A 14,166-nucleotide genomic window follows, 5' to 3' on the forward strand; every position below is an offset into this window, starting at 1 on the left:
ATCAGCTCACCAACTCGATTCTTAAACCAACGCCCAGCATCTTCTCTCCATTCACCCACTTAGCCGTTACATGGATTTCCGTTTCGTTCTTAATGGCCGGCAAAATGGTCTCTGCCATCTCTTTGTTCAAATACCCGATCTGATTACCCTTTTTTGAAAGTACTTTGATGGCGTTGGGATCAAATGAATTACCAGGCTCAGCCTCCAGACTCAACTTATCTTCCTCCTCTACCTCATTTCTGATAATCTCCTGTCGGGACGATCCATCTTGATTATCTTTAGACACACCAACAACCTTGGTATCATAAACAAATACAGATGGTATCTTAATAATTTTAGCCACAATCAAATTTAAAAATCATGCGCATCATTTATGCACTTTCAGTCCTGTTATCTTTTACCATTTCAGCACAGGATATCAATAAGCTAGCTGAAAAGCACATTGAGGAAAATGCCATTCAGATTCTTAATGATTTCAAAACGCTACTGGCAATCCCGAATGTCGCCTACGACTTGCCAAACATTAACAAGAATGCTGAGCATATTATAGCTGAGCTAAATAAACGAGGTGTAGAAACGAAGCTCCTTCGAATGGTCGGCACTCCACCGATTGTATATGGCTACTATCCGGTGAAAGGCGCTAAACGAACGCTGGCCTTTTATGTGCATTACGATGGGCAACCTGCCGATAAAACCAAATGGACACATAATCCCTGGGAACCGACCTACTATTCCAAGGCGATGGTTGACGATGGAGAGCCGATCGATTTCCCTGTTGCCTTTGATGAAGTTGATGAAGAGCACCGAATTTATGCGCGCTCCGCCGGCGATGATAAGGCACCCGTCATCACCATACTTACAGCGTTGGATTTGATCCAGGCAAATAAAATGAGGGCCACCTCAAACCTGGTATTTTTCTTCGAAGGACAAGAAGAAGCAGGGTCGAGACAGCTTCAACAGTATTTGAATGACAACCGTGAATTGGTGGATCAGATCGATCTTTGGCTATTTTGCGATGGGCCTGTTCACCAGTCGCGTAAACCGCAATTGGTTTTTGGTGTACGTGGAGTGACAGGTATGGAAATCACCACCTATGGTCCCAATCGACCACTTCATAGCGGACATTATGGTAACTGGGCGCCGGTTCCGGGTCAGCTGCTTTCCGAACTTATCGCAAGCATGAAAGATGCAGATGGCAATATCGTGATCGATGGATATTACGATGATGTAGAGCCTTTGAGTGAGCTAGAGAAAGAGTCCATGAAAAGCATCCCATTGGTAGATGAAGGGTTAAAACAAGAACTTGGCATCAATGATCCTGAAGGTACCGAATCATACAATGAACGACTACTCCTTCCCTCACTCACAATTAGAGGACTGAGCAGTGGAAATACCGGTAAGCTTGCCAGAAATGTCGTGCCATCCACCGCAACGGCAGCAATCGGTATGCGGTTGGTGAAAGGGTGTGATCCTGAAAAACAAAAGGATTATGTAGAAGCACATATCCGCAAACAAGGCTTTCACATTGTTAGAGAAGATCCTGATCAGGAGACTCGGATGAAATACCCAAAGATTGCCAAGGTGACACGCGAAAGCGGATATCCTGCCGCGCGTACATCGATGGACCTGCCGATTACCCAAGATGTGATCGCGAGAACAAAAGATGTGGCTGGTGATGATTTGATATTGCTTCCAACACTCGGTGGTTCCCTCCCACTTTATCTGTTCACTGATGAACTAAAGAAACCAGCTATTATCCTTCCCATTGCTAATCATGATAACAATCAGCATGCGGCAGATGAGAATCTCAGAATCGGAAATCTGTGGTACGGAATCAAGCTAATGAGCGCCCTGATGACAATGGATAAATAAAATTGAGTGGTAATGCGTTGGCCAGATTATATTTGACGAAAATTTCTCACTATGTACACATTTCTACTTCATTTTCACTCCGGTCTTAGATGGCTAATCCTTGTAGCAGTTGTCATCGCTGTGCTCAAATCACTGGTAGGTCTATTCGGTGGATCGAACTACTCTAAGTTTGACAAAATCGTGGCAGTGGCTTTCGTAGGAATGATGCACCTTCAGCTTTTGACAGGACTGATACTTTATTTCTTCTACAGTCCATTCATTACGTACAACATGAGCGATCCGGTATCTCGATTCTGGTCGGTAGAGCACCTGGCTTTGATGCTGTTTGCTGTGGCTGCTGCACAAGTAGGCCGATCGATCAGCAAGAAAACACAGGACGCTCAAGTGAAATTCCGATTTCAGTCCATCTTCTTCGGCATGTCGCTGATATTGATGCTGCTAGGTATTCCTTGGGATCGGATATAGTTATTAGTGACTGGTTAATTGGTGATCAGGAAATAAGTGATTAGTGAATTAGTGATCAGTTAAGAAGCAATCTCGATAAGAGTTTTCACTAGTTACCGGTCTACTAGTTCACTGAATACTAGCAACTAAGTATTCATAAATCTCTTTCCAGCTCGTTGGCTTCAATTCCGCCTCCGTTTCATTATCTGAATACGCCGAAGTGAGATAAATCGCCTTACAACCCAGATTATGAGCCAGCTGCACATCAGTAGCTCTATCACCCAACACGTACGAGTTTTCCATGTCATAATTACCATTTATGTATTCGGTAAGCATGCCAGTTCCCGGCTTACGATTCGGATGATTGTCCTTCTCAAAGTGCTCGTCGATATGGACTGCATCAAAGTGAATGCCTTCACTCTCCAGCAAGCGCATGATGAAGTTATGCACTGGCCAAAATTCATGATCTGGGAAAGCCTCTGTCCCCAATCCATCCTGGTTAGTGACCATCACGAATAAGTAGTCTGTTTCATCCTTCAGCTTCTTTAGGTAATACAGCGCTTCTGGTAGAAAGTCGAGCTTTTCGATGGTTTCAATCTTCTCGTCATCAGTCTCCTGAATGATGGTGCCGTCACGGTCAATGAATAGAATAGGTCTCATGAGTGCGAAGATAAGTGGAGCGCGTCTTTTTAGTCAAAGAAGTATATTTGAATTGACTATCTCAAGTATTGATAGTGTTGTTAGACGTTTATACAAAAATTATCTCCTATCCATTCAAGATCAAAAAGAGATGAAAGTCACAGCTGAAAAAAATGAAAAAGTCGCGAATATGATATTCGCATCCATCTATCCCCATTATCTGGATAGGCTGGAAAAGAATGGCAGAACCAAAGAAGAACTGAACGAAGTAATAGAATGGTTCACGGGCTTTGATGAAGATCAATTACAAGCACTCATTGATGAGAAAGTAACATTCGGAACATTTTTTGAGAAAGCAGAAATTCATCCCAATGCACACATGATCAAAGGAGTGGTTTGTGGTTATCGCATAGAAGAAATAGCGGATGAGTTTGATTTGTATCGACAATGCAGAAGAATGGAAAAGCTGATTGATGAATTGGCAAAAGGTCGTAAAATGGAGAAGATTAAGCGAGAAGAAAAGGCCTAATACTGGTACTCATATAACTTAAAATGCATTAAGACTCCGCTAGCTGAACTTATACTTATCGATCTTTCTTTCTCATCTACCACCTACGGCAGCTATCTTTACGCAGCGATAGAAGAAATCCGGCGAATCATGTCTTCAGAAAAAAAACAACAAGCAAAAACACGGCTGCATGAACGTAACAAAAACCGTGAAAGATATGATCTAGGTGCTTTAATTACTGCTATTCCTGAACTGAAAAATCACCTGAAACCTAACAAGTTCGGGGAAGAATCGGTGGACTTCTCCAGCCCACAAGCAGTCAAATTGCTAAACAAGGCATTGCTGAAGCACTACTACGGAATCGCGCATTGGGAATTTCCGGATGAAAATCTCTGCCCACCCATACCCGGAAGAGCGGATTACCTTCATTACATGGCTGATCTATTATGCGAAAGTAATTTTGGCACACTCCTGACCGGAGATACAATCACATGCCTGGACGTTGGTGTTGGAGCCAGTTGCATTTACCCAATCATCGGAGTGACAGAATACGGCTGGAATTTTATCGGATCTGATATTGATCCAAAGTCGATTGAATCCGCACAGCGGATTGTTAGTTCCAATCCTTCTCTAGCCGATAAGATTGAATGCCGATTGCAGAAAAATGCAACAGACATGTTTCAAGGCATCATAAGTCAGGAAGATAAAATTGATCTGACCATCTGCAATCCTCCCTTTCATGCTTCGATGGAAGGTGCACAAAAAGGCACTCGAAGAAAGATCAAGAATCTATCAGGCAAAATAGTCGTCACGCCCGAGCTCAACTTTGCCGGGATCAGCAGTGAGCTTATATGTGAAGGCGGAGAAAACAAGTTTATTCAAAACATGATAAGAGAAAGTGAACGCTTCTCTAGCAACTGCTATTGGTTTTCAACCCTGGTATCCAAGCAGTCAAATCTAAAAGGAATTCACAGTTCATTGAAGGCACTCAAAGCCCAGAAGGTCAAAACCATCCCCATGGGCACCGGGAATAAATCCACTCGTATTGTGGCCTGGACATTCCTCTCCAGAGCAGATCAAAGAGCGTGGCGAGAAACCAGATGGAAAACACAATCATTGGTAGAATGAAACTTATCAACCCATCCGACTTAGCCAAAGTCATCCACATCCTTACCCAATCTTTTCAAACCAATCCAAGCGCATTGTGGGTGATCAAGCAAGATGGAAAGGTTCAAAAACGGCTAGAAGCGCTTATTGAATATGCGGTAAAAACCGGGCTGGAAAATAATGGCGTATTTCTATCGGATGATGAATCTGCTGCAGCTATTTGCTTTGAAGAACCCGCCAAATCAAGTCTCAACAGCTACTGGAACCAAGTGCAGCTTATCCGCAAAGCAATTGGTATTTCGAGAGTGCCACAGGTGTTGAAACGCGAAGGATACCTCAAAAAGCAGCGCCCGAATGAACCGTATCTCAACTTCTGGTTTTTGGGTGTGGATCCGGAGAAAAAAGGAACTGGTGGCGTGTACGATCTCAAGGAAGGAATCTTTCGGCTCTCGCAGGAAAAAGAGCTTCCTATCTTATTGGAAACTTCGGTAGAACGGAACAGGAACGTCTATGAACGTTTTGGATTTCACGTCTATCACACCTGGCAAGAATCCGATGATTATACGCTTTGGTTTATGCGCAGGGATTAAGACAATTGACTTCAGTGTTGAAAACAATGAACTCAGTTGATTAACTTAGTTGAGCATCATGATGAATCCTTGGCTTTCAATCCGATTATTCAAAAACAGAATTCTTTCATTCGCATTGCTGATCATTTCAGCCTTGTTAGTGCTGGCTTTGACTCAGGATTGGCTACATGCCAAAGTTCAGGGATATAATTTCTACCTCAGTGAGTCACTTTTATTCAATTCCTTCTGGCTTTGCTTTATTCCTATTGTGTGGCTGGTGAAACAGCTGCGGATCAAGTCAGGCATGCTTAGTGTCGCCATAAAAAGCATTACCTCTGCCACCCTTCACTTCCTGCTGTATCCGGCTCTTGTTTTCATTCTGTCCAACCTCCTATTTGACCATACCTTCTTCTTTTCTCGTGTTCTTAAATATGGGCTAGCTGAGTACCTTTACATTGTACTCATTGGATATCCACTTATTTACGTAGCACTCAGCTTTGTCAATCAACTCTCCCCTTCAAAGCTCTCACCCTTAGAAATGATTACCGTGACGAAGGGAACTCAAAAAATTTTAGTCGATCCTAAAGACATCATTTCCATTCAGGCGGAAAGTCCATACATAAAACTGATCACTTCAAAAGGAAGCTACCTCCACAATGAATCATTGAAGTCCATACATGAAAAGCTACATAATGGTGCGTTTGTAAGAATCCATAAATCAACTATTATCAATCTGACTATGCTCGTGTCCTATACGTCCCGACTCAATGGAGATTATGACATTGAAATGAAGGACGGATCTATTGTACGCATGAGCAGAAACTATGGCGAAGCGTTCAAACAGCGTCTCAATCACTCAGGTCAGACCATTAAGTCCTCAGGATAGCCTATTTGCATCATCTCTTTGGGGTCAATAGACGTACTTCAAAAGAAAAACATGAAGCGTACATACTTTCTAATTGCACTCCTGCCTTTATTGTTCAGTTGCCAGGGACAGTCAAATCAAAACATTGGAGGACCGTTCGAGAATGCTGAATTTATATTCATCGACATGCCCAAGGATATGGCCGCAAGTGATACCACGCTGGGCTGGTTTGCCGAAGGTCAAAAACTGATTGTAACAGGAACGATCTATAAACCTGACGGCATTACCCCGGCACCCCATGTAATCCTCTACTATTACCACACCGATACCAAAGGCTATTATTCCAATCATCCTGATCTGGATCAACGGGCAGGCAGACATGGCTATTTAAGAGGTTGGGTGAAAACAGATGCGGAAGGAAAGTACGCGATCCATACGATACGTCCGGCTGCTTATCCAAACAGTAATGAACCTGCACACATACATCCGTCTATTCTGGAACCAGGCATGGACATGCCCTATTACATCGATGAATTCGTCTTTGATGATGACATCCTGCTCACTACCGAAAGGCGGAAGGCAATGACCAACCGTGGTGGAAGTGGCATTCTTCGTGTGCTCCAAAACGATGAAGTTCAAATTGCCGAGCACAACATCATACTTGGTCTCAACATCCCAAGCTATCCGGCGAAAGATGCTACAGCCATTGCCTCAGGTAGGAATGTGGGCGAAGACGTATTTTCCTTTACCCCTTATCATGTGTGGGGTCCGGACAAAGGCACAAAAACTTGTCCTATTTGTAAGTATGGACGATATCATGGCATTCTCTATTTTGTTGGAAACCATCCCAATTGGAACGAAATCAAAGCCTGGCTGACATATCTGGAAAAAGAAAGCGTCAAACGAGAACAGTATTTAAAAGCCTACATGGTGATGAGCCTTGAAAATGCTGAAGATGGTGCTTCAATTCAAAAACAACTCGAGCTGATAGGGCAACAACTGAACCTTCAGAAGGTGGCATTGACCACTGTTCCTTCCTTTTCGGATCAGGCATCAGATGTAGATTTAATTGGGATAAATCCCAAAGCAGCAAACACATTGATTATCTACAAAAACAGTAACATCGTTAGCAAGTTCATCAACCTAAAACCCGGTCAGGAAAGCTTTGATCTGCTGACAAAGGAACTAGATCGCACCAAGGGTGAATACTTTCATTTGGCCAGACCTAAACACTGACTGAGTCTTCATACAAATCACGTTTTGGATTCATTTACTTTTACCATGTGGAATCCATCAGCCAAACGATCACAGCGCAGCGAAAAACGAAGCACTTATCTCAGGAGGAGCTGGCGCATCAATCCGGCATTTCGCTGCGCACCATTCAGCGCATAGAAAAAGGCACCGTCAATCCGCACGGTCACACATTAAAGACGCTGGCTTCAGCGCTTGAACTCGACCTTTCCAAAATCGAGTCAGGTCATTCTGAAAATCATGAGGGCAAGCTAAGAACCCTGAATATCATCGGATTGCTGGTCATCATTGCTCCTTTGATTCACGTATTTATTCAATTGATCTACTGGCGCCGAAAGAAGACAAATAAGAAAGGCAACCAGGTTGAGAGCAGGATCATTAGCTTTCAAATCATGTGGCTGCTGACCACCTTGTTCACTTTCGTTCTCATACATATCATCTCCTACCTCATTGCCGGCCAAAGCGTCATCGGACACTTCCCCTATCGGTTGACCACTTACATTTTTCTCTTGATCCTCAATGCTGCTATCGTAGCAAATACTGCAATCCAATTGAATAAGCATCAGACCAAAATCCTTAGCTGGGTACCACCATTGCTATAATGACACGGATCTGACGTAGAAATGGCGTAACATCTTTTCTCTTTTCGAGCTTCCTTGGCCGAAAAAATTAACTATGAAAAAAACGCTCCTTACCATCCTCATCACGACGATACTCACGGCATTGATCGTGCTGTCTATCTTCGAAATCATTGCTCAGCAAAACCAGCTGGAAGCCGATGTTTTGGTTGAAATTGATTCCGAAATCTTAGCAGAAAAACGTAACATCTTAATTCTTCTACCACGGGGATATGATCCGCTCATGAAGTATCCTGTTCTATATGTACTCGACGGTTCATCGCAAGATTTTAGGATTTCCCGCATTGCTGAAGTACTCAACATAGCTGAGGTGGTTCCGGAGATGATCATTGTAGGCATCCCCAACTCCAATCGAAACAGAGACCTGACACCTCATTACATTTTCCGGGAAACAGACGGAGAAATCTACGGAGGAGGAGATCAATTCCTTTCCTTCCTGACCGACGAAGTAGCTCCATATATAGAGCAGAACTACCCGACCAATGGATACAAAATGTTGGCGGGACATTCCCGAGGCGGACTCTTTGCTTTCTATGCCTATATGGAAGATCCTGTGGCATTTGACGCCTACTTCAGTTTCAGTCCTGCCTTTTGGAGAGATGGATCGATCATTGTCGAAAAGGCTGAAACGGCATTAACCAATCGCTCAGATAGCACATTTATGTACCTGAGTCTGGGAACAGCAGAAAACGATAAAATGAAAGCTGCTTATGTGATGATGACCGACTTGCTCGATCGCGTCAATAAGGAGTCATTTGTGCATCAATACATCCCGGAGGCCAATCATGGAAACAACCTTTTCTACTCCACACCAATAGCTTTGAGGTTGTGGTCAGACGCCTATTTAAATACTAAAAATGTACTTTCTTTGGAGGAATAAAAACCTCTAAAAATGCGATTGTACTTAGCACTTCTTATCTGCATCACCTGCATTTGTTGTCAGCCTCAGAACCAAACGGTTGAGCCAAAAGTGGATGAATTCATTCGCCTCTATGAACAGAGAGCTGACTTTGATGCTTTTCTGGATCTGTATGATGACGACATGGTGCTGGAAGACATAATCACGGGCTACAGGGTGCAAGGAAAAGAGCAATTTGCTGAATTTTTCAATTGGCCGGATGAACGTTTTCAGAAGGGTGCAGACAAAACATTCATCATTGAGCACACCATCATTGAAGGAAACACAGCGACCATCAAAGGGTACTTCACACCTTTCGTATGGGATGAGAAAAACGTAGAAGCCATGCAGTTCACGACGTTGCTTTATTATAATGACGAAGGCAAAATCATCAAACACATCGACTGGATCAATTATCCGAATGACCTGATTGACTATTCTCAGCGCGAAAATTCCAATGATTGGGTGAAATAAAGCAGCCCGCCTCAACCTGCTAGTGCGCGTTTGCACCGCGTACCGTTCGCACAGTGTTGGGCACGCGTCACAGACGAGCGCCAGCGGAGCTTCTTTTTATATCCTACCCACTCTAGGCGTAGGTTGCAGCTACGCCTTTCTATATAAAGTCAATTTCTAAATTGACGATGTTGTTATGAAAACAACAAAATATGAAAAGCCTAGCGCATGCTATGTTTAGACTTCTTTTTATATCCTACTCTTAGTCAAGGGATTTGAATCCCGATAAAGGAAAAAGCATAGTCAGACAAGGCAAATTCGAACACACCAGAACGATCCTCAAAAAAGCACCGACTCAAACAACGGCAATAGCTCATCTATCAATTCAGATCCGGCGGTCCCATTCGTGAAGATGATGACCCCATTTTCTTTATCCAAAGCACCCATGAACTCTGCCCTATACGAATCATTCGCGCCTCCATGAGTAAACAGATGGCCTTCATTCCTTTTTCTGATTCGAGGACCCAATCCGTAGTTGCTCGGATCAACTGGAGTCATCATATCGTTTACCATTCTTTGGCTCAAGTAATCGTGATCTCCTTTATATGCCTGCATCAACATGATCATAACCTTGGAAAGATCCGTGGGGGTGGTCCACAATCCTGATGCGGCAGCTTCCGGCATGCTTTGGTAGCCTCGAGGTAAGGCCACCGGAGCACCACTTCTGTTGTGCGCCTTGGCTATATTACCAACCGCACCGGGGAGTGGATTTTCATAACTGCTTCTTGTCATACCCAATGGCTGAAATAAAAGTCGATCTGCTGCTTCGTGAAAAAGGCTCCCTGTGATGTCTTCAATGATCAATTGCTCAACGGTAGTCCCTCCACCGGAGTACCGAAATTCCTTTCCAACTGGCATGTTCACACGACCGGATAATTCTTGGCCGGCCATTCCCCATTTAGAATCTGAACAGTAGTGGGCTGTGGTTCTCCAGGGTTGAAATCAGCAAAGCCATGAACGGTAAGACCGGCTGTATGTGACATGATGTGTCTTAATGTTACCGCTTGATCTTTTGTATAATCATTCTCCTCAATCTTCCACAATTTCAGGTATTGGTTTACATCTTCATCAATATCCAGCTTGCCCTCTTCATGCAGTTTTAAACTCAGCACAGCAGCTCCAACCTTGCTTATGGAACCGACAGAAAACAACGTTTGCGCGTTTACTTTTTCTGTCCCTCCCGCTTGTAACCATCCGTACCCTTTGGCCCAATCCAGCTTGCCATCCCTGATGACTGCCAAACTGATACCTGGCACTCCGTAATAATCCATTCTGGAAGTAAGCTCGAATTGCTCCAGGAGTGATTCATAATCTACCTGCTGAAGAATGACCGATGGTTGTGTCTCTTTAGGTCTTACTAAAAAAGAAATAATCCCCATAGCCATAAGTAAAAACCCAAGTGAGAAAAATATTCTTTTCATGCTACTCATATCGGAGTGAATTTACAGGGTTGGCCAGCGCTACTTTCAAAATCCTGCTGCCGGTTGCTACAAGTGTAATTGCTGAGATCAGGACCAGTGGAGTTACAAAGAGCAAAGGCTCTATAGGCATTCGGTAGGCAAAGCCGTTGAGCCAGCTTTCTATCCCCAACCATGCCATCGGAATGGCAAGCACAAAGCCCAACAACACCAAGATGAAAGTTTCTTTAGACAACAACATAAAAAGTCCGGGAATACTGGCTCCCAGTACTTTTCTGACCCCCACCTCCTTGGTACGCTGAAGCGCTGAAAATGAAGATAGTCCATAGAGACCCAGGCAAGCCACAATAATTGCCATCAATGCAAATGCGCTGAACACCTTTCTGTTGACTTCATCTTTCTTGTATTGGGTTCCAAAAAACTGATCAAGGAAGTAGTAATCGGCAGGATTTCCGGGGTAGGCAGCCTTATATTGTTCTTCGATGCGTTCAAGCGTCGTGCCCATCTCTTTAGTATCCAGACGAACAGCATAAAATGCGTCCCATGCTTCATTTCGGACGAAATACATGGCATCAATGGCGCGACTCAATGACTCGTGGTGGTAATCTTCGATCACTCCGACAACCTTTCTTTCCTCCCTGGTAAATTCATACAGGATCTGTCCCATCGCTTCAGAAGGGTCATCGAATCCAAGCATCTTAGCTGCCGAAACATTGAGAATGATAGGTGCATATCCCACCATCTCTTTATCAAAGTCCCTACCTGCAATAAATCTTACCTTCATGGTAGTAAGAAAGTGATTGCTGGTGACTACCCGTTCGATGGACTTCATATCTGCTTCGCTTTCTCTAATCCGTGAAATGGCCAGCCCACGTAATATCCCTTGGCCAGGAATAACTGAAGAAGTGCTGATATGACTCACGCCGGCAATGGCTAGCACCTGTTGTTTGAAAAGCTCAATATTCGGTATGTTTTCTTCCCCAATGGCCGGGCGGATGACGGGTCCGCGAAGAATCAACACCTCGTCCATATCAAAGCCCATGGAATGATTATTCATATACTTTAGTTGCCCATTGATGGCTAAAGTGGCCATGATAAGCAACGAACTGAAAAGCAACTGAAAAGCGATCAGCCCCCTTCTCAAATACAAGCCAGCGTCAACTTTCGATTTTCCTTTCAGTGCGTCGATGGCTTTATGTGCAGAGATGACAAATGCCGGATATAACCCCGAAAGTGTGGTGCCAATCAGAAAAATGATAACTGCCAACATACCAAATCGACTTGTATCGATATTTAGAAGCGAGAGCCTTTTTTCTACAAACATATTGAACAACGGCTGACTGATCATAACTATGGCCAGTGCCAGCAACACCGCCAGCCCATTGATGAGTATTGCCTCGGTGAAGAATTGCATGACCAGCTCGTTCTTATGCGCACCCATAACCTTCCGGACGCCTACTTCACGAGCTCTGTCCACAGATTTGGCGGTGCTAAGATTAATGAAATTAATCCAGGCGATGATCACTATAAACAAGGCGATCACTTGTAACACGCGGATGGTTGTCGCATCTCCAACAGGTCCAACTTCATTTTGATAGTCGGAATTCAGGTGGATGTCCGTAATTCTCGTTAAGAAGTAACGGTTGACCCGCAAGTATTCTCCTTGCTCATTCTTCTCCGAATAACCCGGCTTATAACGAAGCGTTAATTCACTCATCGCTTGCTCAATGATGTGTGGACTGGCTTGTTCCGTCACTTTAACGAAGGTTATAAAAGCATTCCCCCCCCAGTCATTTGTAAACACCTCCTCATTCTGCTGAACCAACGTACCATAGGAAATAAGAACGTCGGTATCTACCTGCAGCTTAAAATCTGGTTTCGTAAATACGCCTGAAACAATTAGCTCATGACTTGACTTGTTGTCATTGTACTTCAATGTCTTTCCTAGTGCTTGCTCAATGCTGCCAAAGTACTTTTCTGCCAACTCAGCGGTAAGCATGATCGTGTTTGGTTTATCCAGTTGACTCACACCATGCGTCACCGTTAAATCAAAGAAGTCCAGATATGAAGAATCAGCAAAAAACAGCCTTTGCTCTTTGAAGTTGATCTGTGGTTGATCGGGTCTGGTCAGGACAACAGCCGCTCCGCTTTGGATGCTGGAACTAAATAACCTGGCGTACTCCGTTACTTCAGGTATATCACGCTCCATGGCAGGTCCTACCCCTGAGAAGGTCATGCTACTCTCATAGACCTTTTCACCAAACCTGTAATAGTCGTTGGAAACACGGTAGATCTGAGCTGACCCTGAGCTGTTATTGTAATTCAGTTCTTCCGAAACATATTCGAGAATAAAAAGAGCGGCTGATAAGCCCAAAGCAAGACCTAAAATATTGAGTGAAGTGTAACCTAGATTGCGCCTGAAATTCCGAAAAGAACTTTTGATGAAACTGAATAAAAGACTTTGAGAGATTAATTTGAATCCGCCACTACTAAACATAAACCTAGAAGCACTAAACAAATCCCAATAATATCTAGAGCCGGCGTACCATTTCCCCTGCTGTTCCTGACGCCAATGGTAGGTTTCCTCCAAATCTCCCTTGACCTCATCAAACAATTGCTGACCAGTAAAAAAACGCAGTATCCGATCTCCCCATGTTGACTTTTCCTTCTCCGGATGCATAATCAAATGGGTTTAGGGACGGAATTCCAAATGGCGTTCTTGGCATTCATTGAATCTGCGACAGTGAGGTAGGCTGATGGTGTCGCTTTGTAGAGCACCTTACTCCTCCCCCCTCGTTCGGACGTTGGCTCACCCATTCTCGACTCCAGAAACCCCTTCTTTTCCAGGCGCTTCAGCACCATAACAATGGCAGGCAAAGTGATCCCTTTCTTCATCTGTTCCTGATATAATTTCACTAATTCAGCGCCGTATGACTCCCCCTGCTTCAACACAAGCAGAAGGATGATTTCTTCTAATGCTCCTAAATTTTTGCTCATTAACTAAATATTTGTTTAGGTAATACGTATTAAGTAAATATTTGTTTAGGATATAATCGTTTTAACTTAGTCTTACCAATGGAGCTAAGTAATTACCTAAGAGCAAAAGACTGGTTAGCAAGGTCAGCTACCTGCGTTACTTTAGCGCTTTCTGTCCATATGCTCCGCTAATGCTATGCTTAGACTTCTTTTTATATCCTACCCCTGCTAGTGCGCGTTTGCAACGCGTACCGTTCGCACAGTGTTGGGCACGCGTCACAGACGAGCGCCAGCGGAGAGATTAGTAAATAGTACCGACAACTTCGGCAGTGATACCGACAGCTTCGACAGTGACACCGACAACTTCGACAGTAATACCGACAACTTCGACAGTGATACCGACAACTTCGGCAGTGATACCGACAACTTCGACAGTGATACCGACAACTTCGACAGTGATACCGACAA

The 14,166-nt window shown here is 43.9% G+C and carries 16 protein-coding genes; 10 read left to right on the forward strand and 6 right to left on the reverse strand.

The window, feature by feature from the left end:
- Position 1 precedes the first annotated feature (1 nt).
- Positions 2–343, reverse strand: coding sequence for an HIRAN domain-containing protein (locus tag ACL8WY_RS03210; RefSeq protein WP_436516952.1), 342 nt, complete (start codon positions 341–343; stop codon positions 2–4).
- A gap of 17 nt (positions 344–360) precedes the next feature.
- Between ACL8WY_RS03210 and ACL8WY_RS03215 the strand changes: the two genes are divergently transcribed.
- Together ACL8WY_RS03215 and ACL8WY_RS03220 are read left to right on the forward strand one after the other, a co-directional pair.
- The gene (locus ACL8WY_RS03215; protein WP_436516954.1) at positions 361–1,872 is read left to right on the forward strand and encodes a M20/M25/M40 family metallo-hydrolase; all 1,512 of its coding nucleotides are present in this window, start codon (positions 361–363) and stop codon (positions 1,870–1,872) included.
- A gap of 51 nt (positions 1,873–1,923) precedes the next feature.
- Positions 1,924–2,337 carry a cytochrome B gene (locus ACL8WY_RS03220; RefSeq protein ID WP_436516956.1) on the forward strand — a complete coding sequence of 138 codons (414 nt, stop codon included), beginning with the start codon at positions 1,924–1,926 and terminating at the stop codon, positions 2,335–2,337.
- Between the two features lie 108 nt (positions 2,338–2,445).
- Here the strand turns inward: ACL8WY_RS03220 and hisB are convergent, their stop codons facing one another.
- Entirely contained in the window at positions 2,446–2,976 is a 531-nt protein-coding gene (gene hisB, locus ACL8WY_RS03225; RefSeq protein ID WP_436516958.1) for a histidinol-phosphatase, read from the reverse strand.
- On the opposite strand from hisB, the gene ACL8WY_RS03230 reads away from it, so the two are divergent.
- From ACL8WY_RS03230 to ACL8WY_RS03265, 8 genes are all read left to right on the forward strand, one after another.
- Positions 2,975–3,484 (forward strand): DUF2200 domain-containing protein, encoded by a 510-nt coding sequence (locus ACL8WY_RS03230; protein ID WP_436516960.1) that lies wholly within the window; start codon positions 2,975–2,977, stop codon positions 3,482–3,484. The two genes, hisB and ACL8WY_RS03230, sit on opposite strands and share 2 nt — an antisense overlap.
- A 129-nt stretch (positions 3,485–3,613) precedes the next feature.
- Positions 3,614–4,591, forward strand: a complete 978-nt coding sequence (gene rlmF, locus ACL8WY_RS03235) for a 23S rRNA (adenine(1618)-N(6))-methyltransferase RlmF (protein ID WP_436516962.1) — start codon at positions 3,614–3,616, stop codon at positions 4,589–4,591.
- Positions 4,588–5,160, forward strand: a complete 573-nt coding sequence (locus ACL8WY_RS03240; RefSeq protein WP_436516963.1) for a hypothetical protein — start codon at positions 4,588–4,590, stop codon at positions 5,158–5,160. The genes rlmF and ACL8WY_RS03240 overlap by 4 nt, the downstream gene beginning before the upstream one ends.
- A 58-nt stretch (positions 5,161–5,218) precedes the next feature.
- A complete protein-coding gene (locus tag ACL8WY_RS03245) occupies positions 5,219–6,025 on the forward strand; it encodes a LytR/AlgR family response regulator transcription factor (RefSeq protein ID WP_436516964.1) in 807 nt (268 codons plus the stop codon).
- Between the two features lie 51 nt (positions 6,026–6,076).
- The gene (locus ACL8WY_RS03250; RefSeq protein ID WP_436516966.1) at positions 6,077–7,240 is read left to right on the forward strand and encodes an intradiol ring-cleavage dioxygenase; all 1,164 of its coding nucleotides are present in this window, start codon (positions 6,077–6,079) and stop codon (positions 7,238–7,240) included.
- 47 nt (positions 7,241–7,287) lie between these two features.
- Complete coding sequence (locus ACL8WY_RS03255) at positions 7,288–7,857, forward strand: helix-turn-helix domain-containing protein (protein WP_436516968.1); 570 nt, start codon at positions 7,288–7,290, stop codon at positions 7,855–7,857.
- A gap of 73 nt (positions 7,858–7,930) precedes the next feature.
- Positions 7,931–8,773, forward strand: coding sequence for an alpha/beta hydrolase (locus ACL8WY_RS03260; RefSeq protein ID WP_436516970.1), 843 nt, complete (start codon positions 7,931–7,933; stop codon positions 8,771–8,773).
- Positions 8,774–8,785: 12 nt separating this feature from the next.
- The gene (locus ACL8WY_RS03265; RefSeq protein WP_436516971.1) at positions 8,786–9,265 is read left to right on the forward strand and encodes a nuclear transport factor 2 family protein; all 480 of its coding nucleotides are present in this window, start codon (positions 8,786–8,788) and stop codon (positions 9,263–9,265) included.
- A 318-nt stretch (positions 9,266–9,583) separates the two neighbouring features.
- On the opposite strand, the gene ACL8WY_RS03270 is transcribed toward ACL8WY_RS03265, so the two are convergent.
- The 4 genes from ACL8WY_RS03270 to ACL8WY_RS03285 are packed head-to-tail and all read right to left on the reverse strand — an operon-like array spanning position 9,584 to position 13,719.
- Entirely contained in the window at positions 9,584–10,195 is a 612-nt protein-coding gene (locus tag ACL8WY_RS03270; RefSeq protein WP_436516973.1) for a serine hydrolase domain-containing protein, read from the reverse strand.
- Positions 10,165–10,725, reverse strand: coding sequence for a serine hydrolase domain-containing protein (locus ACL8WY_RS03275; RefSeq protein ID WP_436516975.1), 561 nt, complete (start codon positions 10,723–10,725; stop codon positions 10,165–10,167). Before ACL8WY_RS03275 ends, ACL8WY_RS03270 begins: the two co-directional genes overlap by 31 nt.
- Position 10,726: 1 nt before the next feature.
- Positions 10,727–13,402, reverse strand: a complete 2,676-nt coding sequence (locus ACL8WY_RS03280; protein ID WP_436516977.1) for an ABC transporter permease — start codon at positions 13,400–13,402, stop codon at positions 10,727–10,729.
- Between the two features lie 2 nt (positions 13,403–13,404).
- A complete protein-coding gene (locus tag ACL8WY_RS03285; protein ID WP_436516979.1) occupies positions 13,405–13,719 on the reverse strand; it encodes a PadR family transcriptional regulator in 315 nt (104 codons plus the stop codon).
- Positions 13,720–14,166 lie beyond the last annotated feature (447 nt).

This window comes from Ekhidna algicida (assembly GCF_051379705.1).
Lineage (GTDB): Bacteria > Bacteroidota > Bacteroidia > Cytophagales > Cyclobacteriaceae > Ekhidna.